Origin of the sequence: Streptomyces sp. NPDC014623 (assembly GCF_043088245.1) — a bacterium.
In the GTDB taxonomy this organism is placed as follows: domain Bacteria; phylum Actinomycetota; class Actinomycetes; order Streptomycetales; family Streptomycetaceae; genus Streptomyces.
On sequence record NZ_JBIBZU010000013.1, the window covers coordinates 43,706 to 64,965 of the forward strand.

Sequence of the window (21,260 nt, forward strand, 5' to 3'; positions counted from 1 at the left end):
GGTGGAGACTTGCCTACGTGACGTATGACTGGTGCCGCTGGCGGGAAGCCGCAGAGACCGCTTTGTACGGGGAAGGGGGGTTCTACCGGCGCCCGGAGGGGCCCGCAGGTCATTTCCGCACCTCGGTGCACGCCTCCCCCTTGTTCGCCACCGCCGTCGCCCGGCTGCTGGCCGCCACGGCACGGGAGCTGGGGACGGATTCGGTCGGCCTGGTGGATGTGGGAGCGGGCCGCGGCGAGCTGCTGACCGGGGTGCTGGCGGCGCTGCGGGACGGGAGCGTGGCCCCCGGCCTCAGCGTCCGGGCGTACGCCGTGGAGGTCGCCCCGCGCCCGCCGGGCCTGGACCCGGCCGTCGAGTGGTGCGCACGGCTCCCACAGGGTGTGCGGGGGCTGCTGTTCGCCAACGAATGGCTGGACAACGTCCCGGCCGACATCGCGGAGGCCGACGCCGACGGGGTGCCCCGCTATGTCCTCGTACGCGGGGCCGACGGCGCCGAGCGGCTCGGCGGTCCGGTGACCGGGGCCGACGCCCGGTGGCTGAACCGCTGGTGGCCGCTGTCCCGGCCCGGCGACCGTGCGGAGATCGGCCGGCCCCGGGACGAGGCCTGGGCCCGGGCCGTCGCCTCGCTGTCCGGCGGGACCGCGGTCGCCGTGGACTACGCGCACGTACGGGCGTCGAGACCGCCGTTCGGGACGCTCACGGGGTTCCGGGAAGGCCGCGAGGTACCTCCCGTGCCCGACGGGAGCTGTGATCTGACCTCACACGTGGCGCTGGACGCCTGCGCGGCGGCGGCGGACGGCCCGGCGGAACTCCTGGACCAGCGGACGGCGCTGCGGGAACTGGGCATCAGCGGTGAACGCCCGCCGCTGGCACAGGCGTCGGCCGATCCCGCCGGTTATGTGCGGGCGCTCGCCTCGGCCGGGGAGGCGGCCGAGCTGACAGCGCGGGGCGGGCTGGGCGACTTCGGCTGGCTGAGGCAGCGGGTCCCCGACCGCGAAGAGGGATACTGTCCGGCATGACGGAGACGACGATCGGCATCGGCGGCGCGGCGGAGAGCACCGACATGGTGCTGAACATCGGTCCCCAGCACCCCTCCACCCACGGTGTGCTCCGGCTGCGGCTCGTCCTGGACGGCGAGCGGATCCAGCAGGCCGAGCCCGTCATCGGCTACATGCACCGAGGCGCCGAGAAGCTCTTCGAAGCCCGGGACTACCGGCAGATCATCATGCTCGCCAACCGCCACGACTGGCTGTCGGCCTTCTCCAACGAGCTCGGCGTCGTCATGGCCGTCGAGCGGATGCTCGGCATGGAGGTCCCGGAGCGTGCCGTCTGGACGAGGACGCTGCTGGCGGAGCTGAACCGGGTCCTCAACCATCTGATGTTCCTCGGCTCCTACCCCCTCGAACTCGGCGGGATCACCCCGATGTTCCATGCGTTCCGGGAGCGTGAGGAGCTCCAGGCCGCGATGGAGGAGGTCTCCGGCGGCCGGATGCACTACATGTTCAACCGGGTCGGCGGCCTCAAGGAGGACCTGCCCGCGGGCTGGCTCGGCCGGGCCAGGGACGCCGTGGCGTCCGTGCGCTCACGGATGGACGTGTACGACCGGCTGGTCCTCGGCAACGAGATCTTCCGGGGCCGCACCCGAGGGGTCGGCGTGCTGTCCCCCGAGGCCGTGCACGCGTACGGGGTGTCCGGTCCGATCGCCAGGGCCTCCGGGGCCGACTTCGACCTGCGGCGCGACGAGCCGTATCTCGCGTACGGCGAACTGCGGGACACGCTCAGGGTCGTCACCCGGACCGAGGGCGACTGCCTGGCCCGTTTCGAATGCCTCCTGGAGCAGACGCACAACGCGCTGGACCTCGCCGACGCGTGCCTGGACCGGATGGCCGACCTGCCGCCCGGGCCCGTCAACCAGCGGCTTCCCAAGGTGCTGAAGGCGCCGGAGGGCCACACCTACGCGTGGACCGAGAACCCGCTGGGGATCAACGGCTACTACCTGGTGTCCACGGGCGAGAAGACCCCGTACCGGCTGAAACTGCGCTCCGCCTCGTTCAACAACATCCAGGCACTCACCGAGCTGCTGCCCGGCACGCTCGTCGCCGACATGGTGGCGATCCTGGGCTCGCTGTTCTTCGTCGTCGGGGACATCGACAAGTAGCCCGGCCCGCCGTCTGCGGACGGCCCGGGGGTCCCGGGGGTCCCGCTACGAGGAGACCGCGCTGCGCAGATCGACGACGTCCAGCTGCTCGGTCTCGTCGTGGGCCGTCAGGTCGATGACCTTGCCGACGGCGCGGTTCCCGGCCGCGCCCGTACGGTGCACCGCCAGTGCCTCCTCGCCCACCACGTCCGCGAGGTCCTCGTTCTGCACGGACTCGATCGCGTCGTCCGCCTTCTGCGTGCCGAAGAAGTCGAAGCTGCCCTGCGGGACGAGGTGACGGCGTGCCGCGGCGTACGGGACGACGGCGGACGCCGCGGGTACGGCGCGGGGCGGCACGGCCGCGGGCGACAACTGCGGTGCGGAGAGGGCGGTCCGGGGGCGGCGGTGCTGGAGGTCGCCCGCTCCGGCAGCCGCCGTGTGCTTCCCCTGTCGTCCGTCGCCCTCCGCGTCCCGCTCGGCGAGACCGCGCGGCCGGGCCGGTTCGGCCGTGCGGCGCGCCTCCTGGAGTGCGGCGTTGCGGGACAGGTTCTGCAGGGCCTGCGCGGCGAGCAGATACGCGCCGGGCGTCGGCGTGGACCGCGCGGGCAGGAGCTCCCGTGGTCCGGACACCTCGATGGCGAGTTGCCTGCGGCCCTCCAGCGCACTGGCCCGCTCCGTCTCCGCGTTGGCGTACCGGCGCAGGAGTGCGGCGTGTTCGCCCCGCAGCCCGGCCAGCTCCACACGCTTGCGGCGCAGCTTGGTCTCCAGCCGGGTACGCAGTTCCCGTGATTCCTCGAGGTCCGCCTCCAGTTCGGCTATGCGCTCCTCGGTCTTCCACTCGTCGCTGGCCCGGGCACGGGTCAGCTCCGCGACACGCAGCCCCGCGGCCCGGTCCCAGCCGCGCATCAGGCAGGCACCGGTGACCGCCGCAGCCGCTGTCACGGCGACCAGGGCACGCAGAGCCAGAGGTTCCGTGAGGAGCCATGCTCCGGCGGCACAGGCGACCGGCACTCCGGCCACCACGGCGGGAGGCAGGATTCTGTGGAGGGGTGGCGAATGGCGGTGGCGTCCTCGTGGCATGGCCCGAAATTTACCGTGCATACGAGTCACTTGGGAGGCCGCCCGGCAATCTGTTCCCCGCCGGTTACCTGGCGGCCTCTCACATGGCGCTCATATACGCCTTTTCACTTCCGGACCAGTCCCTTCGACCGGAGATAGTCCCCGGCCGCGTCCGCGGGCTTGGCGCGCTCCGCATCGACCTTGCGGTTGAGTTCCGCGAGGTCCTCCGTGGTCAGTACGCCGGTGAGCTTCCCGAGCGCTTCGGCGATCTCCGGCGCGCCCGCATCCTTGGCGTTGAGTACCGGAAGGACGTTGTCCGCGTTCTGCAGCTTCTTGTCGTCCTCCAGGAGGACCAGCCCGTAGGCGTCGAGCACCGCGTCCGTGGTGGTCGTGAGGACCAGTTGGTCCTTGCCGTCCTTGACCGCCTGCTTGGACTGCGGTGTGCCGACGCCCTTGGGGTCGATCCCGATGACGTCGATGCCGTACGTCTTCTTCAGTCCGGGCGCGCAGAACGGGCGCACCTCGCACTCGTCACCCGCCGCGATCTTCACCTTGATCTTCGAGCTGCCGAGGTCGGAAAGCGTCTTGAGGCTGTTCTTCCCGGCGAATTCCTTCGACACCGCGAAGGCGTTCTGGTCGACCGCCTCGCCCGCCGGAAGGACCTTCAGTCCGAGCGGGGCGGCGAGCTCCTCCAGAGCGGCGACGGTGGCGGTCACATCGCTCGAGGCGACCGGCTTCTTCTCCGCCGCCTTCGCCCCGTTCACCTTGGCGTTGAGGAATTCCGCGAGCGTCGCGGCGTATTCCGGGACGACGTCGATCTCGCCCTTCTCCAGCGAGGGCTCGTACAGTTCGCGGTTCTTCACCGTGGTGACCGAGGCGTCGTAACCGGCGTCGTCCAGGACCTGGGCGTACAGCTCGGCGAGCACCTTGGACTCGGTGAAGCCGGCGGCACCCACGACGAGCGAGCCCTTCCCGGAACCGGCACCGGACCCCTTGTCCGGGCCGCCCTTCCCCTGCTCCAGGCTGTCACCGCCGCACGCGGCGAGCGAGCCTGCCAGCGCGACCGCTCCGATCAACGCTCCGGCCATGCGCGAAGTCCTGCTCATGTTCGTTCTCCGTCCGAGAAAAAGGGTGTGCACGGTCCGGGAGGTCCGCGTGTTCATGCCGTCCGGCGGTGGCGCAGGGGCGACAGCAGCCGGTCCAGCACCACGAGGGCGCCCTCCACCACCAGGGCCAGGAGGGCGACCAGCACGGCGCCCGCGAAGACCTGCGCGGTGTCGTAGGTGTTGAATCCGGCGGTGATGATCCGGCCCAGGCCGCCGAGGCCGACCATCGCCGCGATCGAGGCGGTGGCGATCACCTGGACGGCGGCGGACCGGAGACCGGTCATGATCATCGGATAGGCGAGGGGGAACTCGACCCGCAGGAAGAGCTGCACGCCGGACATGCCCATGCCCCGCGCGGCCTCCAGCACCGACCGGTCCACCTCCTTCATCCCGATGTAGGCGTTGGTCAGCAGCGGAGGCACGGCGAACAGCACCAGCGCGATGACCGTGGGCAGATAACCGGAGTTACGCAGGGGCGTCATCATGAAGAGCGCCAGGACCGCGAACACCGGGACCGCCCGGCCCACGTTGGAGAGGTTGACGGCGAGAGCGCCCCCCTTGCCCACGTGACCGAGATACAGGGCCACCGGCAGGGCGATGAGGCAGGCCGCCGCGAGGGCGATCCCGCTGACGTACAGGTGCTCGGTCAGACGGTGCGCCGCTCCGCCGTCTCCCGACCAGTTGGCGCCGGTGGTGAGCCAGGCCCACGCCTCCCCGATGACTCCCATGGGTCAGACCGCCTCCGTCTTCGCGATGCCCGCTCCGGCGGACGCTTCGGCGGGCGTCCGTATCCGGGTCCAGGGCGTGAGCAGGCGTTGCACGCCGAGCAGCAGGAGATCCGCGGCCACCGCGAGCAGCACGCAGAGCACGGACGCGGTGAGCACCTGGGCCTTGAAGAAGCTGGGCAGCGCGTCCTCGATGAGATTGCCGAGGCCGCCCTTGCCCACGAGGGAGCCGACCGTGGTCAGCGCCACCGTCGACACCGTGGCGATCCGCAGTCCGGCCATCAGGGCCGGGAGGGAAAGGGGGAGTTCGACCTCCCAGAGAAGCCGGACGGGCCCGTACCCCATGCCCTTCGCCGCTTCCCTGGCCTCCTGCGGGACGGCTTCGAGACCGGCCAGGATGTTGCGCACGAGAATGGTCAGCGAATAGAGCACCAGGCCGGTGACGACGAGCGCCGCGGACAGCCCGAAGAGCGGCAGCAGCAGCGAGAACATCGCCAGTGACGGCACGGTGTAGAGGACCGTGGTCAGGCCCAGCACCGGGCCCGCGAAATGCCGGCCCCGGCGCGCGAGCAGCGCGAGCGGAAATGCCACCGCGAGCCCTATCAGCACGGAAGCCGCCGTGATCCAGACGTGCTGCACGGTCGCTTCGGCCAACTCATGGCCGCGGGAACGCAGATACTCTCCGCAGATCCAGTCGTTCGCCACCAGGCAGTTCTGCTCGGCCATCCGCCCCCCGCCTCCTGTTCGCCTCTCGGTGCCGCCCCGGTCCCGGTCGACCCTATCCTCGACCACCGACAAGTGCCGAGGGTGTCGCATTCCGGCAACATGGCCTTCACAGCACCCGCGTCACAATGGGGAGTCATGATCCGTTTCGAGCACGTCACCAAGCGGTACGCGGACGGCACCACCGCCGTCGACGGCCTTTCCTTCGAGGTCGCCGAGGGTGAGCTGGTCACGCTCGTCGGGCCTTCCGGCTGCGGCAAGACGACCACCATGAAAATGGTGAACCGTCTGATCGAACCGACCGAGGGCCGGATACTCCTCGACGGGGACGACATATCCACCATCGATCCCGTCCAGCTCCGCCGTCGTATCGGCTATGTGATCCAGCAGGTCGGCCTCTTCCCGCACAAAACGGTCCTGGAGAACACGGCGACCGTTCCCCATCTCCTCGGCTGGGGACGGGAAAAGGGCAGGAATCGCGCCGCTGAACTGCTCGATCTCGTCGGACTCGATCCTTCCGTTTATGGCGGCCGCTATCCCGAGCAGCTTTCCGGCGGTCAGCGCCAACGGGTCGGTGTGGCCCGGGCCCTTGCCGCCGACCCGCCGGTCCTGCTGATGGACGAGCCTTTCGGGGCGGTCGATCCGGTGGTACGGGAAAGGCTGCAGAACGAATTCCTGAAACTGCAGGCCCAGGTCCGCAAGACCGTGTTGTTCGTCACCCATGACATCGAGGAAGCCGTCCGCCTCGGCGACCGGATCGCGGTGTACGGGCACGGCCGCATCGAGCAGTTCGACACCCCTGCCACGGTGCTCGGGGCCCCGGCCACGCCGTACGTCGCCGGTTTCGTCGGGGCCGACCGCGGCCTGAAACGGCTTTCGGTCACGCCCGTCGAGAAGAGCGACCTGGAGCAGCCGCCGATCGTCCATCTCGACGATCCGCTGGCGCAGGCGACCGAGCGGCTGCGGGCCGGAGGCGCACGCTGGGCGGTCGTCCTGGACGGTCAGGACAATCTGCACGGCTGGATCCCGGCCGCCGACGGAGCGACGGCCGGGGGCACGGTCCGTGAGCATGCCCGGCGCATGGACGCGTGGCTTCCGCTCGGCGCTCCGCTCAAGCAGGCCTTCGCCACGATGCTGCAGCACGACGCGGGCTGGATCGCCGTCATCGACGAGGAGGGCACCGGCCGCTTCCTGGGCGTGCTCACCCCGGCCCGCCTCCACGAGGCCCTGCGGCGCTCGATCGACGCGGACGCACAGGATGTGCCGCGCGCCGAGGTAGCCGTGGAGAGCGTGGCAGGCGTCGCCGGCTCCTCCTGAGGGCTCCTCCCCGCCGGCGGAGGGGTGCGCACGGCCGGTGGGGTCCCCCCGCCCGTCGGCCGGGGCGCGCGGGGAGCCGCCCGCCGTCCGTCCGGGCGAACACGGCGCGAGCGGATCCCCGGCAGCGGCACGGGGAGGCGGGCTCATGCCAAGGACCTCCCGGGGCCGTGCCGTGCCGCCTGCGACGGATTCCGCGGTGATCACCGCACGTGCACGGTTCGCCCGGTACCCGCCCGGGCCTGAGGCCTTCCGTCCGGGCCGGGGAGCGGGGCCCGGTGCCGTGCGTCGCATCGCACCGTGTGAGGAAGGAGCCATGGCGAGTGACAGCAACACCGCGAGGCACGGTGCCGGGGGGCAGGACACGCGGCCCGGCCCGATCCCGCCGGGAGGCCCTAGGCTGGTCGCATGAGTACGTTGCGAGGACGGGGCACGGTGCGCGGCCTGCCGGAGTGGGACCGCTGCGCGGTCATGGGGGTCGTCAACGTGACACCCGACTCCTTCTCCGACGGAGGCCGCTGGTTCGACACCACGGCAGCGATCAAGCACGGTCTCGACCTGGTGGCCGAAGGCGCGGATCTGATCGACGTCGGCGGTGAGTCGACCCGCCCGGGTGCGAGCAGGGTGGACGAGGACGAGGAACTGCGGCGGGTCGTTCCCGTCGTGCGAGGGCTGGCCTCCGAGGGCGTCACCGTCTCCGTGGACACCATGCGGGCCGGCGTCGCCGAGCAGTCCGTCGCCGCCGGAGCCGTCCTGGTCAACGACGTGAGCGGCGGCCTCGCCGACCCGGACATGATCCCGGTCGTCGCCGCGGCCGACGTGCCGTTCGTGGTCATGCACTGGCGTGGTCACAGCGATTCGATGAACAGCCGAGCGGTGTACGGGGATGTCGTCGGCGAAGTCGTCGCGGAGCTCCGGGAGCGCATGGAGGCCGTGATCGAGGGCGGGGTGGACCCCGGGAAGCTGGTGATCGACCCGGGGCTCGGATTCGCCAAGAACGCCGCCCAGGACCTCGCACTCGTCGCGCGCCTCGACCGGCTGCACGATCTGGGCAGGCCCCTGCTGGTCGCCGCCTCCCGCAAGCGGTTCCTCGGTCACGTCCTGGCGGACGGGGACGCGGTTCCGCCGCCCGCCCGTGAACGGGACGCCGCGACCGCCGCGGTCTCCGCCCTCTCCGCAGCCGCGGGCGCCTGGGCGGTCCGGGTGCACACGGTGCGGCCCACGGCGGACGCGGTCCGGGTGGCCCGCGCCGTCGAGGGAGCCGCGTGAGCGCCGCGCGTGACGAGCACGAGGAAGCCGCCGCCGACATCGCGGCGGTCGAGCAGGCCAACACCGCCTTCTACGAGGCGATGGAACGCGGCGATCTCGACGGGCTCTCCGGCCTGTGGCTGCCCGGCGAGGACCTCACCGTCTCCTGCGTCCACCCCGGCTGGCCGGTTCTCACGGGTCGTGGTGAGGTGCTGCGGAGCTACGCGCTGATCATGGCGAACACCGAGTACATCCAGTTCTTCCTGACCGATGTCGGGGTCTCCATGACCGGCGACACCGCACTGGTGACCTGCACCGAGAACATCCTCAGCGGCGGCCCCGCGGAGGAGGGCAACGCCCTCGGGCCGCTCGTCGGCCAGCTCGTCGTCGCCACGAACGTGTTCCGGCGCACACCGGAGGGCTGGAAGCTCTGGTCCCACCACGGCTCTCCCGTACTGACCGAAACCGGTGAGGAAGAGGACGACGAACCGGCCGCCTGAGCGGGCGGCGGGGGTTGAACCACCTGGCCACGGGGTATACGCGGCTACCAGCCCTGTGCCGGACCGGCGCCCCTGCGGACGGGCTCTGTCGGTGTTCGCGGGTAGATTCGAAAAACGGCACCTCACCGCCCGCACGCGGCCAGGTGTCTCCAGAGACGACGAACAGCAGGAGTGATTCGCGTGGACCGTGTCGCGCTGCGCGGCCTCAAGGCCCGTGGGCACCATGGCGTCTTCCCCAAGGAACGCGAAGAGGGCCAGACCTTCATCGTGGACCTGGTGCTCGGCCTCGACACCCGCCCCGCGGCAGCCGCCGACGACCTCACCAAGACCGTTCACTACGGTGTGGTCGCCGAGGAGGTCGTCGACGTCGTCAAAGGTGAGCCGGTCGATCTGATCGAGACCCTCGCGGAGCGCATCGCGCAGCAATGCCTCAAGCACGAAGGGGTCGAGGAGGTCGAGGTGGTCGTCCACAAACCGGACGCCCCGATCACCGTCCCCTTCGACGACGTGACCATCACCATCACCCGGAGCCGAGCATGACTGCGTTTTCCACCGACGGGCAGAGCGACCCGACCGTACAGCCGGTGCCCGCCGCCGTGGTCGAGCAGGTCGACGCGGCGGACGTCACCCTCTCCAACCCCGAACTGGCCGTGATCTCCCTCGGCTCCAACCTCGGCAACCGGCTGGAGACACTCCAGGGCGCCGTCGACGCGTTGGAGGACACCCCCGGCCTCCGGGTCAAAGCGGTCTCCCCGGTCTACGAGACGGAGCCCTGGGGCGTCGACCCCGGCTCCCAGCCGTCGTACTTCAACGCGGTGATCGTCGTGAAGACGACCCTGCCCCCCTCGTCCCTGCTGGAGCGCGGCCAGGCCATCGAGGACGCCTTCGACCGGGTCCGTGAGGAGCGCTGGGGTCCGCGCACCATCGACGTCGACATCGTGTCGTACGCCGATGTGGTCTCCGACGATCCCCTGCTGACCCTCCCGCACCCGCGCGCCCGTGAGCGCGCTTTCGTCCTCGCCCCCTGGCACGACGTGGACGGGGAGGCCCAGCTGCCCGGCGTCGGCCCTGTCGCCGGTCTGCTGGAAGGTGTCGGCCGCGAGGGAGTGCTTCCCCGGCTCGACCTGGAACTCCGTCTCCCCGAGTAGTCGTTAGGCTCAAGGACGAGCGCCCGCGGGCGGACGACGGGCAACGGTGACGAAGGGCGGCACTCTCGGTGAAGCAACTACGGCTCGGCCTCCTGGCCGGACTCTTCGCCGGAGCCGGCGTCCTGTCCTGGGGTGGGGCACGCCTCTGGGACTCCCTGGGGACACTGCCGAGTGTGCCGCTCGCGGCGCCCGTCGTGCTGGCTGTGATCGCCGTCGTCCTGCTGGCCACGGCCCTGTCGATCCGCGCGCGGCTGCGCGCACAGCGGGAGCGGCGCCCCGGGGCGAAGGGGGTGGATCCGATGATGGCGGCGCGCGCCGTCGTCTTCGGCCAGGCGAGCGCGCTCGTCGCCTCGCTGGTCGCGGGGATGTACGGCGGCACCGGGGTCTTCCTGCTCGGCTCCCTGGATGTCCCGCCCCGCCGGGACCAGGCAATCTACGCGGGCTTCGCCGTCCTGGCCGGCATCGCGGTCGTCGCCGCGGCCGTCTTCCTCGAGCGGGTCTGCAAGCTCCCGGAAGACGGGGACGACGAGAGGAACGCGGCTCAGGCCGCCTGAGACCCTTCGTCCGGACCGGGCCGGATCAACGAGCGCCGGGGTCCGCTCCCCGGCCGGCTGCCACCGGATTCTCGATCAGGGTGATCCGGTTGCCGTCGGGGTCGTGCACGGAGGCGAACCGCACCCCCTGCGAACCGGGCCGAGGCTCCCCGGCCGTGATCCCACGGTCCGCGAGGTCGAGGAGCGCCCGGTCCAGATCGTCGACCACCAGATTCACCAGCGTCCCGCCCGTCTGCTCGGGCGACTCGTAGACCTGGAGCCAGGCGTACGGGGAGATGTGCCAGTCGGCCAGCCCGTCCATGGGTCTCGCGTCCGCCGGGCGGCCGAGGGGCCGCTCGTACCACTCCACCGCCGGCTCGATGGCCGTCACGGGCGCCACCGCGAGCACATGGGTGAACGACACCGGAAGGCTCCTCTCCTGGGGGAAGCGGCCCCAGGGCCGCTTCCCCGCGGTCGGCTCCCCCGCTGCACGAGAACGTATCGCTGCCGCGCCGGCCCCGCCCCTCCCGGACTTCAGGCACCGTCCACGGCCCTTTTAACGCGCCATGATGAGGCTCATCGCCTCGGCCCGTGTCGCCGGATCGCGCAGCTGACCGCGGACCGCGGACGTGATCGTCTTGGCTCCGGGCTTGCGGATGCCCCGCATCGACATGCACATGTGCTCGCACTCGATGACGACGATGACCCCGCGCGGCTCCAGGATCGCCATCAGCGAGTCGGCGATCTGGGTGGTGAGCCGCTCCTGGACCTGCGGCCGCCGGGCGTAGACGTCGACCAGCCGTGCCAGTTTCGACAGACCCGTGATCTTGCCGCTCGTCGCCGGGATGTAGCCGACGTGCGCGACCCCGCGGAACGGCACCAGGTGATGCTCACAGGTGCTGAAGACCTCGATGTCCTTGACCAGCACCATCTCGTCGTGGCCGAGGTCGAACGTCGTCGTGAGGACGTCCTCGGGCTCCTGGTGGAGTCCCGCGAATATCTCCTTGTAGGCACGTGCCACCCGGCCCGGGGTCTCGCGCAGCCCCTCACGGTCAGGGTCCTCCCCGACAGCGATGAGGAGTTCCCGTACGGCGGACTCGGCCCGCTTCTCATCGAATACGCCGATCGAGCCCTGCCCGTCGAGCGTCACCGGGTCGGTCATCTGTGCCTCGTTCCTCTGTGCAGTCACATGCGCGGACCCGCCCGGACCTCACGGAATTACGGCAGGCACAGCGCAGGCATACGAAAAAGCCGCGCCCCCACAGGCTAGAACCTGGGGGGCGCGGCATCCATTCCGGGCCTGGTGGAGCCCTCGTGACGGGGGACACACCTGGTCGGGCAGGGGTCAGCTCTCGGGGCGGTCCTCGGGGAGCGCCTCCGTGGAGGAACCGGTGTTCTTCGACGTGATGTCCGTCGGAGCGATCTCCGGAGTGCCCGAACCATTGGCAGAGCCGTTGGTGAGGGCCAGCTCCTTGGGAGAGAGCACGGGCGGACGCGTCGACGGGGTACGCCGGGCGGAACCGGTCCACGCCGGGCGGGCCGGGCGCTTCACGATCGGGGCGAAGATCTCGGCGATCTGCTCCTTGCCGAGCGTCTCCTTCTCGAGCAGCTCGAGGACCAGGGCGTCGAGGATGTCACGGTTCTCGACGAGGATTTCCCACGCGTCGTTGTGCGCGGTCTCGATGAGCTTCTTGACCTCTTCGTCGACGAGCGCCGCGACCTCTTCCGAGTAGTCGCGCTGGTGGCCCATCTCCCGGCCCACGAACGGCTCGGTGTTGTCCCCGCCGAACTTGATCGCACCGAGACGCTCGGTCATGCCGTACTGCGTGACCATCGCGCGTGCCGTGGCGGTGGCCTTCTCGATGTCGTTCGCAGCACCGGTCGTCGGGTCGTGGAAGACCAGCTCCTCGGCCGCGCGCCCGCCCAGCATGTACGCCAGCTGGTCGAGCATCTCGTTACGCGTCGTGGAGTACTTGTCCTCCTCCGGGAGCACCATCGTGTAACCGAGGGCACGTCCACGGGAGAGGATCGTGATCTTGTGGACCGGGTCCGACTGGGGGGAGGCCGCCGCGACCAGGGCGTGTCCGCCCTCGTGGTACGCGGTGATCTTCTTCTCCTTCTCGGACATGATCCGGGTCCGCTTCTGCGGACCCGCCACGACGCGGTCGATGGCCTCGTCGAGCATGTGGTTGTCGATCAGCTTCTTGTTGCTGCGCGCCGTCAGGAGCGCAGCCTCGTTCAGCACGTTCGACAGGTCGGCACCGGTGAAACCGGGCGTACGACGGGCGACCGCGTTGAGGTCGACGTCCTCCGCGACCGGCTTGCCCTTCTGGTGCACCTTGAGGATCTCGAGGCGGCCCTGCATGTCCGGCCGGTCGACGGCGATCTGCCGGTCGAAGCGTCCCGGGCGCAGCAGCGCCGGGTCCAGGATGTCCGGCCGGTTCGTGGCGGCGATCAGGATGACGCCGCCCTTCACGTCGAAGCCGTCCATCTCGACGAGCAGCTGGTTGAGCGTCTGCTCGCGCTCGTCGTGACCGCCGCCCATGCCGGCGCCGCGGTGCCGTCCGACGGCGTCGATCTCGTCGACGAAGACGATCGCCGGAGCGTTCGCCTTGGCCTGCTCGAAGAGATCACGGACACGGGAGGCACCGACACCGACGAACATCTCGACGAAGTCGGAACCGGAGATCGAGTAGAACGGGACGCCCGCCTCGCCGGCGACGGCGCGAGCGAGCAGCGTCTTACCCGTACCGGGCGGTCCGTACAGCAGGACGCCCTTGGGGATCTTGGCGCCGACGGCCTGGAACTTCGCCGGCTCCTGGAGGAATTCCTTGATCTCGTGCAGTTCCTCGACGGCCTCGTCCGACCCCGCCACATCGGCGAACGTCGTCTTCGGCGTGTCCTTGGTGATCAGCTTCGCCTTGGACTTGCCGAACTGCATGACCTTGGAACCGCCGCCCTGCATCTGATTCATCAGAAACAGGAAGACGACCACGATCAGGACGAAGGGCAGCAGAGAAAGAAGGATCGAGACGAACGGGGACTGCTTCGACGGCGAGACGGTGTAACCCTTCTCGATGTCACCGCTCTCGAACTTCTTCTGCAGCGTGTCGGCGAGCTCGACACCCTGGTTGCCGATGTAGCTCGCCTGGAACTTGCTCCCGGACTCGCCCTGGAGCTTTTCCTTGTCCTTCAGTTCGATCTTCAGGATTTGTTCGTCACCGGTGGTCAGCTTGGCCTGCTCCACCTGGTTCTTGCTGATCGCCTGGACCACCTTGCCGGTGTCCACCGTCTTGTAGCCGCCGGACGAGCCGACGACCTGCATCAACACGACCACGGCGAGGACGGCCAGCACGATCCACATGACCGGCCCACGGAAGTATCGCTTCACGTCCATCCATACGGAGCGAAGTCGCCCCGTCCCTCCTGCCCGTAGGTAAATGCTGCTGTGAGAAAAGACTGTTCTTCGGACGGTACCCCAGCATTGTCACCCGTGACCGCAGGGGAGGTCTGGCAAACCCGTCTCCGAAGGCTCCAACGGCCCGAAAGCCACGAGGGTTCCCGGGAAGCCCGGCCGGGTTCGGCCGGATCGTCCGGGCGGCGGCCTCAGCCGCCGTAGACGTGCGGGGCGAGCGTGCCGACGAAGGGGAGGTTGCGGTACTTCTCCGCGTAGTCCAGTCCGTAGCCGACGACGAACTCGTTGGGGATGTCGAAGCCGACCCACTTCACGTCGATCGCGACCTTCGCGGCATCGGGCTTGCGGAGCAGCGTGCAGACCTCCAGGCTCGCGGGTTCGCGCGAGCCGAGGTTGGTCAGCAGCCAGGAGAGCGTGAGACCGGAGTCGATGATGTCCTCGACGATCAGGACGTGCTTGCCCTTGATGTCGGTGTCGAGGTCCTTGAGGATCCGGACGACGCCCGAGGACTGGGTGCCGGCGCCGTACGACGACACGGCCATCCAGTCCATGGTGACGGGGGTGGACAGCGCGCGGGCCAGGTCCGCCATGACCATCACCGCGCCCTTGAGCACGCCGACGATGAGCAGGTCCTTGCCCGCGTACTCCGCGTCGATCTTCGCTGCCAGCTCGACGAGCTTCGCGTCGATCTCTTCCTTGGTGAGGAGCACCGACTGGAGGTCGGTGCCCATGTCCTTCTCGTTCACCCGCGTCTCTTTCCCTGCCCTGCCGGACCCGGACTGTTCCCCGGGCCGGGCCGGCGTTTCGCCTGCACTTCAGCCGCTTGCGCTTCAGCTCTGCCGAATCACCAGTCTGCCACCCTGCCGCCGCACCTCGACGCGGCCGGGCAGGTTGATGGCGCCCTGGCCCCGCCAGCCGGTGATGAGCCGGTCGATTTCCTCGATGTGGCGGGCGAAGAGCGAACCCGCGGGGGAACCGGCGTCGATCACGGCCCGGCGCAGCACCCGTCGGCGTACGGCGGGAGGGAGGACGGAAAGCTTGCCGCACTCCAGCCGCCCGGCGTCGTCGCGGACCGAGCGGGCGGCCTCGGCGGCCCAGGTGTCGAGGGCGTCGGCGTCGTCACGGGAGAGCTGCGCCGTCCGGGCGAGGGCTTCCACGACTCCCTTGCCCAGCGCCTTCTCCAGGGCGGGCAGACCTTCGTGGCGCAGCCGGGAGCGGGTGTAGGCGGGGTCGATGTTGTGGGGGTCGTCCCAGACGGGGATCGACTGGACCAGGCAGGCCTTGCGGGCGGTCTGCCGGTCGAGCTGGAGGAAGGGGCGGCGGTAGCGTCCGGCCGGACCGGATGCGGCGGCCATCCCGGACAGCGAGCGGATGCCCGAGCCCCGGGCGAGGCCCAGCAGGACGGTCTCGGCCTGGTCGTCGCGGGTGTGGCCGAGGAGGACGGCGGCGGCGCCGTGGCGCTCCGCAGCGGCGTCCAGGGCGGCGTAGCGGGCGTCGCGGGCGGCGGCTTCGGGCCCGCCGTCGCGGCCCACGTGCACGGTGACGGCCTCGACCGGGTCGAGGCTCATCTCGGCGAGACGGGCCACGACCTCGTCGGCGCGGGGTCCGGAGCCGGGCTGGAGATTGTGGTCGACGGTGATGCCGCCGGCGCGGACGGGGAGCTTGCGCGACTCGAAGGCGAGGGCGGAGGCGAGAGCCATGGAGTCGGCGCCCCCGGAGCACGCGACGAGCACCAGCGGGGTGTCCGGCCGCTCGGGGAGCGCGGAGCGCCGCCCGCCCGCCCCGGCTTCGGCGAACTCGGCGTGTCCGGCCTGTTCGGTGTGACGGTTGTGTTCGGTGACGACGTCGTGGAGTACGCGGCGGACCGCCAGGCGTATCGCCGCGACCGCAGGATGGGGACCCATGTCCGGTGCCCTTCGGGTGAAGTTTTGGGGGGTGCCTCGGAGCGCGCGGGACGAAGTCCCGTCACTCAGAGTGCGTCGATGGTGACAGAGACAAGCTGTCCATCGAGCATTGCACGCCTTCCCATGCCCTCATGGTCCCTCGGATGGGTGATTGGAGAGGCAATCTCCTGCCGCCGGACCGGCCGGCATCACGAATCCGCCTTACGGTGCACCCGCGCCACCCAGTCCGCCGGAGCGGCGATCTCGGCCTTGGTCGGAAGGGTGTTGGGGGAGGTCCACACCCGGTTGAAGCCGTCCATGCCGACCTCGTCCACCACGGCCCGGACGAACTTCTCGCCGTCGCGGTACTGCTGCAGCTTGGCGTCGAGTCCCAGGAGCTTGCGCAGCGCCAGGTCCAGCCGGCTCGCGCCACGTGCCCTGCGCTGCTGGAACTTCTCCCGGATCTCGGCGACGGAGGGCACCACATCGGGGCCCACCCCGTCCATCACGAAGTCTGCGTGCCCTTCGAGCAGGGACATCACGGCGGTGAGACGGCCCAGGATCTCGCGCTGGGAGGGCGTCTGGACGATCTCGACGAGGCTCCGCCCGCGGTCGTCGCCCTCCTCTCCCCGTTCACCCTCGGGGCGGCTGCCTCCCGAGAAGGCCTGTGCGGCCTCACGGAGGCGTTCGAGCACGGTCATCGGGTCGACGTCGGTCTCGTCGAGGAACGACTGGATTTCGCCCTGCAGATGGTCGCGAAGCCAGGGGACTCCGGTGAACTGGGTGCGGTGCGTCTCCTCGTGGAGGGCGACCCAGAGCCTGAAGTCGTGCGGGTCGACCTCGAGTTCGCGCTCCACATGGACGATGTTGGGGGCGACCAGCAGCAGCCTGCCGCCCCCCTTCGAGGACGCGGGGAACTCCCGGGTGGCGGGCGCGAAGGTCTCGTACTGCCCGAGGACCCGGGAGGACAGGAACGACAGCAGCATGCCCAGCTCGACGCCGGTGACCTTGCCGCCGACCGCGCCGAGCACGGCGTTGCCCGGTCCGCCGCCGCGGCGGTCCCGCATCTTTCCGAGCAGCGGACGCAGCAGCTCACGGAAACCGGCGACGTTGGCCCTGATCCAGCCGGCCCGGTCGACCACCAGGACCGGGGTGTCCTCGGGTTCGTGCCCGTCCGGGATCATCCGGGTGAACGAGCGGACGTGCTCCTCCGAGGCCTTGGCATGCCGGCGGAGTTCCGCGACGACTGCGCGGGCCTCCTCACGGCTGATCTCGGGACCCGGCCGCACGAACCGGGTCGCGGTCGCGACCGCGAGATTCCAGTCGACCATCTCGGCACCACCGATGCTCGTCATGCGTCAACCGTACGTGAGGCGGTCGCTCCGTGGTGGGGTGTCAGCCGCTCACCGGGTGCCCTCGGCGGGCGCGGCTCACCGGGCGCCCCCGGTGAGCGCGGTCGCCAGGGTGTCCAGCGCGGCCTCCGCCTCCCCCGGTGACGTGGTGCCCGAGGCCAGGAAGGCGAAGGCGAGCAGCCGGCCGTGGGGGTCGACCGCGGTACCGGCGAGGCTGTTCACCCCGGTGAGGGTGCCCGTCTTGGCCCTGACCAGCCCGGTCGCCGGGGAGGTCGCGGTGTAGCGGTCGTCGAGCGTGCCGCTGAATCCGGCGACCGGGAGGCCGGTGAGGACCGGGCGGAGCTCCGGGTGGTCCGGTCCGGCGGCGAGCGCGAGCAGCCGGGCCAGGAGCCCTGCCGTCACCTTGTCCGCGCGGTCGAGTCCGCTGCCGTCCGCGAGCCGGGCCCCGGCCACCGGCAGTCCGAGTGCCTTCAGCCGGGCGGTGACGGCACGCCGGCTCCCGGCGAAGGAGGCCGGCTCCCCGGCTTTCAGCGCGGTCTGCCGGACCAGGGCCTCGGCGATGTCGTTGTCGCTGTTGGTCAGGGCACGTTCGACCAGGGCGGAGAGCGGCTTCGACAGGTGCGTCGCCACCGTCCGGGACCCGGCCGCGGCCCGCCCGGACCTGGGAGCGGAAGAGGTGGTGACACCGGCGTCGCCGAGGAGGTCCGCGAAGGTGCGCGCGGCGTCACCGGCGGGGTCGTCGGTACGGGGCGCCGGGCCCCGGACGCTCTTGTCGAGGCGGCCCTCGCCGACCATGAGCGCGCTGACGGGCGCGATGTTCTCGTTGGGGCCGATGGGGTGGAGGGCCGGACCGGAGTAGCGCGAGGTGTCGTACGTCAGCCGCACGGGCCCGGTGCCTCCGTCGCGCAGGGAGCGCGCGGTGTCGGCGGCCAGGGCCCGCAGGGCAGCCTTGTCCAGGGTGGGGTCGCCGCCGCCGACGAGGGTGAGCGTCCGGGAGTCCGGGGAGAGCGTGACCGTCGTCGCGATGCGGTGGGCGGGGCCCAGAGCGGAGAGGGCGGCCGCGGTCGTGGCGATCTTCACCGTGGACGCGGGGGTCATGGGGGTCGCCGCGCCACGCGCGTACAACTGCTCGCCGGTGGCCGTGTCGACGACCACGGCGGCGCGTACGGAGCCGAGGGCGGGCACGTCCAGCAGGGGCGTGAGCGCGGCCTCCAGGCCGCTCGCGCCCGCCGGGGCCGTGAGGCCGGCCGTGGCGCCGACGGCGCTCAGGACGGCGGGCGCGCTGGGGGCGGGTTCGGGCCCGGTCCCTTCGTGATGTGCGCCACCTGCGTGCTGCTGGGCGACTGCTCGGTCCCGCTCGGCCTTACGCTGACCGGAGTCCCAGGGACCTGCGGCCAGGACGGCACCGGCGGCGACCACCAGACCGAGCAGCGCGGAGCCTGCGGCGAGCCGGAGGTCGTGCGGTCCGCTCCCGCGCTTCAGGTACCTCGGGGTGTTCCGTCTGCCCCACCCGGTCAGCGGTTCGTCCGTCGGTCTGTCCACCGGCTCGGCCACAGTTGACCAGCCCCTTTCGCGAGCACTCATCTGCGTGAGGGACACTTAACCACCAGTCGTATGTGTTGATCATGGAGGAGCCACCCGTGGAGTTCGACGTCACCATCGAGATCCCGAAGGGTTCGCGGAACAAGTACGAGGTGGACCACGAGACCGGTCGGATCCGCCTTGACCGTCGACTCTTCACCTCGACCAGCTACCCGGCCGACTACGGCTTCGTGGAGAACACCCTCGGCGAGGACGGCGACCCGCTGGACGCGCTGGTCATCCTGGACGAGCCGACCTTCCCCGGCTGTCTCATCAAGTGCCGCGCCATCGGCATGTTCCGGATGACCGACGAGGCCGGCGGCGACGACAAGCTGCTGTGCGTCCCGGCGTCCGACCCCCGGGTGGAGCACCTGCGCGACATCCACCACGTGTCGGAGTTCGACCGCCTGGAGATCCAGCACTTCTTCGAGGTCTACAAGGACCTGGAGCCGGGCAAGTCCGTCGAGGGCGCCGACTGGGTCGGCCGCGCCGAGGCCGAGGCCGAGATCGAGGCTTCCTACAAGCGTCTCGAGGCGCAGGGCGGCGCACACTGACGTCGCTCCTCCGGCTTCCGCCTGACGGCGGGACGGCTCGGATCGCGGCACATGGGGCCCACCGGCCCAGCTGACCGTACGGACAACGGGCGGCGCACCTTCACCGGTGCGCCGCCCGTTGCGTGTGGCGGCCCATGCCCGTGCCCATACTGGGCAGAAGCGCTCCCGGAACGAGCGGTCGAGCAGGAACGAGGTCGAGCGGTGGCGGAACAGGGCGGTCCCGAGGACCAGAAGCCCCAGTCCGACGAGGCGCGCAGCGCCTTCGTCCCACCGCCCGGGGTGGAGCAGCCGACGATTCCGTCCGAGGACGACCATCCGACATCGGAATTCGCCCTTCCGGCCGGTCTGCACACCGATCCGTCGGCGTCGTCCGGGTCCGGCCCGGTTTCCGCCTCCGGGCCGGGAAGCGGCGGCCCGGGGTCCGACACCCTCACGTCCGCCTTCGTCCCGCCGAGCGGATACAGCGTCCAGCACCAGCCGCCCGCGTTCACTCCCGCCCACGGCATCCCGATGGTCCGGCTGACCAAGGAAGCCCCCTGGCAGGACCGGATGCGCACCATGCTGCGGATGCCGGTGACCGAGCGCCCGGCGCCCGAGAGCGTACAGAGGACCGACGACTCGGGCCCCGCGGTACCGCGCGTGCTCGACCTGACCCTGCGTATCGGGGAGCTGCTGCTCGCGGGCGGTGAGGGCGCCGAGGACGTCGAGGCGGCCATGTTCGCGGTGACACGCTCGTACGGACTCGACCGCTCCGAGCCGACGGTGACCTTCACCCTGCTGTCCATCTCGTACCAGCCGTCGCTGGTCGACGACCCCGTGACGGCCAGCCGCACCGTACGCCGCCGCGGCACCGACTACACACGGCTGGCAGCAGTGTTCCGGCTGATCGACGACATCACCACGACGGAACACGTCGAGGTCTCGCTGGAGGAGGCCTACCGGCGCCTGGCCGAGATCCGCCGTAACCGTCACCCGTACCCGGGATGGGTCCTGACGGCCGCCGCCGGTCTGCTCGCCGGTTCGGCATCGGTGCTGGTCGGCGGTGGTGTGCTGGTGTTCCTCGTGGCGGCGGCGGGCGCGATGCTCGGCGACCGGCTGGCCTGGCTCTGCGCCGGGCGCGGACTGCCCGAGTTCTACCAGTTCATGGCCGCGGCCATGCCCCCGGCGGCCATGGGCATCGCGCTGACCCTCACCCATTCGACGGATGTGCGGCCCTCCGCGGTCATCACCGGTGGGCTGTTCGCGCTGCTGCCCGGGCGGGCCCTCGTCGCCGGTGTGCAGGACGGTCTGACCGGTTACTACATCACCGCGGGGGCCCGGCTCCTGGAGGTGATGTACTTCTTCATCGGCATCGTGGCGGGCGTGCTGCTGATGCTCTACCTGGGGGTCCAGCTCGGGGCCGAGCTCAACCCGGAAGCGCGGTTCGTGCCCAACGACAGGCCGGTGCTCCAGATCCTGGCCTCGATGGCCCTCACGCTGGCCTTCGCGATCCTGCTCCAGCAGGAGCGTTCGACGGTGCTCGCCGTGACCCTCAACGGGGGCGTGGCCTGGGTCATCTACGGGGCGATGGCCCGTGAGGGCGGCTTCTCGCCGGTGGCGGCGACGGCGGTGGCGGCCGGGCTGGTGGGGCTGTTCGGCCAGCTGTTCTCGCGGTACCGCTACACCTCGTCGCTGCCCTACATCACTGCTGCGATCGGGCCTCTGCTGCCCGGTTCGGCGACCTACTTCGGCCTGCTGGGCGTCGCGCAGAACGAGGTGGACACGGGGCTCACCTCGCTCTTCACGGCTGTCGCCACGGCGCTGGCGATCGCCATCGGGGTCAACCTGGGAAGCGAGATCTCCCGCCTGTTCATGCGGGTGCCGGGCGCGGTCGGGGGCGCGTCCCGCCGGGCGGCGAAGCGGACCCGCGGCTTCTGACAGCTCCCGCGACGAGCGGCGCCCCGGTCCCTGACAGGGACCGGGGCGCCGCTCGTCGGGTGCGC

21 protein-coding genes are annotated in these 21,260 nt (G+C 70.7%); 10 read left to right on the forward strand and 11 right to left on the reverse strand.

Features of this window, described 5'->3' with window-relative positions:
- Positions 1-17: 17 nt before the first annotated feature.
- On the forward strand, positions 18-1,019 hold the full coding sequence (locus tag ACF1FZ_RS21135; protein ID WP_391774929.1) for an SAM-dependent methyltransferase: 1,002 nt from the start codon (positions 18-20) through the stop codon (positions 1,017-1,019).
- Complete coding sequence (locus ACF1FZ_RS21140; RefSeq protein ID WP_391774930.1) at positions 1,016-2,158, forward strand: NADH-quinone oxidoreductase subunit D; 1,143 nt, start codon at positions 1,016-1,018, stop codon at positions 2,156-2,158. Before ACF1FZ_RS21135 ends, ACF1FZ_RS21140 begins: the two co-directional genes overlap by 4 nt.
- A gap of 45 nt (positions 2,159-2,203) precedes the next feature.
- Here ACF1FZ_RS21140 and ACF1FZ_RS21145 read toward each other — a convergent pair whose 3' ends face one another.
- The 4 genes from ACF1FZ_RS21145 to ACF1FZ_RS21160 all read right to left on the reverse strand — a co-directional run bounded on the left by ACF1FZ_RS21145 (position 2,204) and on the right by ACF1FZ_RS21160 (position 5,753).
- Positions 2,204-3,217 carry a hypothetical protein gene (locus ACF1FZ_RS21145; protein WP_391774931.1) on the reverse strand — a complete coding sequence of 338 codons (1,014 nt, stop codon included), beginning with the start codon at positions 3,215-3,217 and terminating at the stop codon, positions 2,204-2,206.
- A gap of 104 nt (positions 3,218-3,321) precedes the next feature.
- On the reverse strand, positions 3,322-4,302 hold the full coding sequence (locus ACF1FZ_RS21150) for an ABC transporter substrate-binding protein (RefSeq protein WP_391774932.1): 981 nt from the start codon (positions 4,300-4,302) through the stop codon (positions 3,322-3,324).
- Between the two features lie 53 nt (positions 4,303-4,355).
- Positions 4,356-5,030 carry an ABC transporter permease gene (locus ACF1FZ_RS21155; protein WP_391774933.1) on the reverse strand — a complete coding sequence of 225 codons (675 nt, stop codon included), beginning with the start codon at positions 5,028-5,030 and terminating at the stop codon, positions 4,356-4,358.
- 3 nt (positions 5,031-5,033) lie between these two features.
- A complete protein-coding gene (locus tag ACF1FZ_RS21160) occupies positions 5,034-5,753 on the reverse strand; it encodes an ABC transporter permease (protein ID WP_391774934.1) in 720 nt (239 codons plus the stop codon).
- A 135-nt stretch (positions 5,754-5,888) separates the two neighbouring features.
- Between ACF1FZ_RS21160 and ACF1FZ_RS21165 the strand changes: the two genes are divergently transcribed.
- From ACF1FZ_RS21165 to ACF1FZ_RS21190, 6 genes are all read left to right on the forward strand, one after another.
- A complete protein-coding gene (locus tag ACF1FZ_RS21165; RefSeq protein ID WP_391774935.1) occupies positions 5,889-7,067 on the forward strand; it encodes an ABC transporter ATP-binding protein in 1,179 nt (392 codons plus the stop codon).
- 468 nt (positions 7,068-7,535) lie between these two features.
- On the forward strand, positions 7,536-8,333 hold the full coding sequence (folP, locus tag ACF1FZ_RS21170; RefSeq protein ID WP_391775107.1) for a dihydropteroate synthase: 798 nt from the start codon (positions 7,536-7,538) through the stop codon (positions 8,331-8,333).
- Positions 8,330-8,812 (forward strand): nuclear transport factor 2 family protein, encoded by a 483-nt coding sequence (locus ACF1FZ_RS21175; RefSeq protein WP_391774936.1) that lies wholly within the window; start codon positions 8,330-8,332, stop codon positions 8,810-8,812. Before folP ends, ACF1FZ_RS21175 begins: the two co-directional genes overlap by 4 nt.
- Before the next feature lie 180 nt (positions 8,813-8,992).
- Positions 8,993-9,352 carry a dihydroneopterin aldolase gene (gene folB, locus ACF1FZ_RS21180; RefSeq protein WP_325749859.1) on the forward strand — a complete coding sequence of 120 codons (360 nt, stop codon included), beginning with the start codon at positions 8,993-8,995 and terminating at the stop codon, positions 9,350-9,352.
- Positions 9,349-9,960, forward strand: a complete 612-nt coding sequence (gene folK / locus ACF1FZ_RS21185; protein ID WP_391774937.1) for a 2-amino-4-hydroxy-6-hydroxymethyldihydropteridine diphosphokinase — start codon at positions 9,349-9,351, stop codon at positions 9,958-9,960. Before folB ends, folK begins: the two co-directional genes overlap by 4 nt.
- 68 nt (positions 9,961-10,028) lie before the next feature.
- Positions 10,029-10,514 carry a DUF3180 domain-containing protein gene (locus ACF1FZ_RS21190; RefSeq protein WP_391774938.1) on the forward strand — a complete coding sequence of 162 codons (486 nt, stop codon included), beginning with the start codon at positions 10,029-10,031 and terminating at the stop codon, positions 10,512-10,514.
- A gap of 25 nt (positions 10,515-10,539) precedes the next feature.
- On the opposite strand, the gene ACF1FZ_RS21195 is transcribed toward ACF1FZ_RS21190, so the two are convergent.
- The 7 genes from ACF1FZ_RS21195 to dacB form a co-directional block, all read right to left on the reverse strand.
- A complete protein-coding gene (locus tag ACF1FZ_RS21195) occupies positions 10,540-10,917 on the reverse strand; it encodes a VOC family protein (protein ID WP_391774939.1) in 378 nt (125 codons plus the stop codon).
- 132 nt (positions 10,918-11,049) lie between these two features.
- Positions 11,050-11,655 (reverse strand): GTP cyclohydrolase I FolE, encoded by a 606-nt coding sequence (folE, locus tag ACF1FZ_RS21200; RefSeq protein ID WP_391774940.1) that lies wholly within the window; start codon positions 11,653-11,655, stop codon positions 11,050-11,052.
- 183 nt (positions 11,656-11,838) lie between these two features.
- Entirely contained in the window at positions 11,839-13,890 is a 2,052-nt protein-coding gene (ftsH, locus tag ACF1FZ_RS21205) for an ATP-dependent zinc metalloprotease FtsH (RefSeq protein ID WP_391774941.1), read from the reverse strand.
- Between the two features lie 209 nt (positions 13,891-14,099).
- Positions 14,100-14,639, reverse strand: a complete 540-nt coding sequence (gene hpt / locus ACF1FZ_RS21210) for a hypoxanthine phosphoribosyltransferase (RefSeq protein ID WP_014155504.1) — start codon at positions 14,637-14,639, stop codon at positions 14,100-14,102.
- A 99-nt stretch (positions 14,640-14,738) separates the two neighbouring features.
- The gene (tilS, locus tag ACF1FZ_RS21215) at positions 14,739-15,812 is read right to left on the reverse strand and encodes a tRNA lysidine(34) synthetase TilS (RefSeq protein ID WP_391774942.1); all 1,074 of its coding nucleotides are present in this window, start codon (positions 15,810-15,812) and stop codon (positions 14,739-14,741) included.
- 188 nt (positions 15,813-16,000) lie between these two features.
- A complete protein-coding gene (locus ACF1FZ_RS21220) occupies positions 16,001-17,146 on the reverse strand; it encodes a zinc-dependent metalloprotease (RefSeq protein ID WP_391774943.1) in 1,146 nt (381 codons plus the stop codon).
- 75 nt (positions 17,147-17,221) lie between these two features.
- The gene (gene dacB, locus ACF1FZ_RS21225; protein WP_391775108.1) at positions 17,222-18,697 is read right to left on the reverse strand and encodes a D-alanyl-D-alanine carboxypeptidase/D-alanyl-D-alanine-endopeptidase; all 1,476 of its coding nucleotides are present in this window, start codon (positions 18,695-18,697) and stop codon (positions 17,222-17,224) included.
- Positions 18,698-18,783: 86 nt separating this feature from the next.
- Here dacB and ACF1FZ_RS21230 point away from each other — a divergent pair, with 86 nt between their 5' ends.
- Together ACF1FZ_RS21230 and ACF1FZ_RS21235 are read left to right on the forward strand one after the other, a co-directional pair.
- Entirely contained in the window at positions 18,784-19,278 is a 495-nt protein-coding gene (locus ACF1FZ_RS21230) for an inorganic diphosphatase (protein ID WP_003968257.1), read from the forward strand.
- Between the two features lie 201 nt (positions 19,279-19,479).
- Positions 19,480-21,195, forward strand: a complete 1,716-nt coding sequence (locus ACF1FZ_RS21235; RefSeq protein ID WP_391774944.1) for a threonine/serine exporter ThrE family protein — start codon at positions 19,480-19,482, stop codon at positions 21,193-21,195.
- The last annotated feature ends 65 nt before the right edge of the window (positions 21,196-21,260 follow it).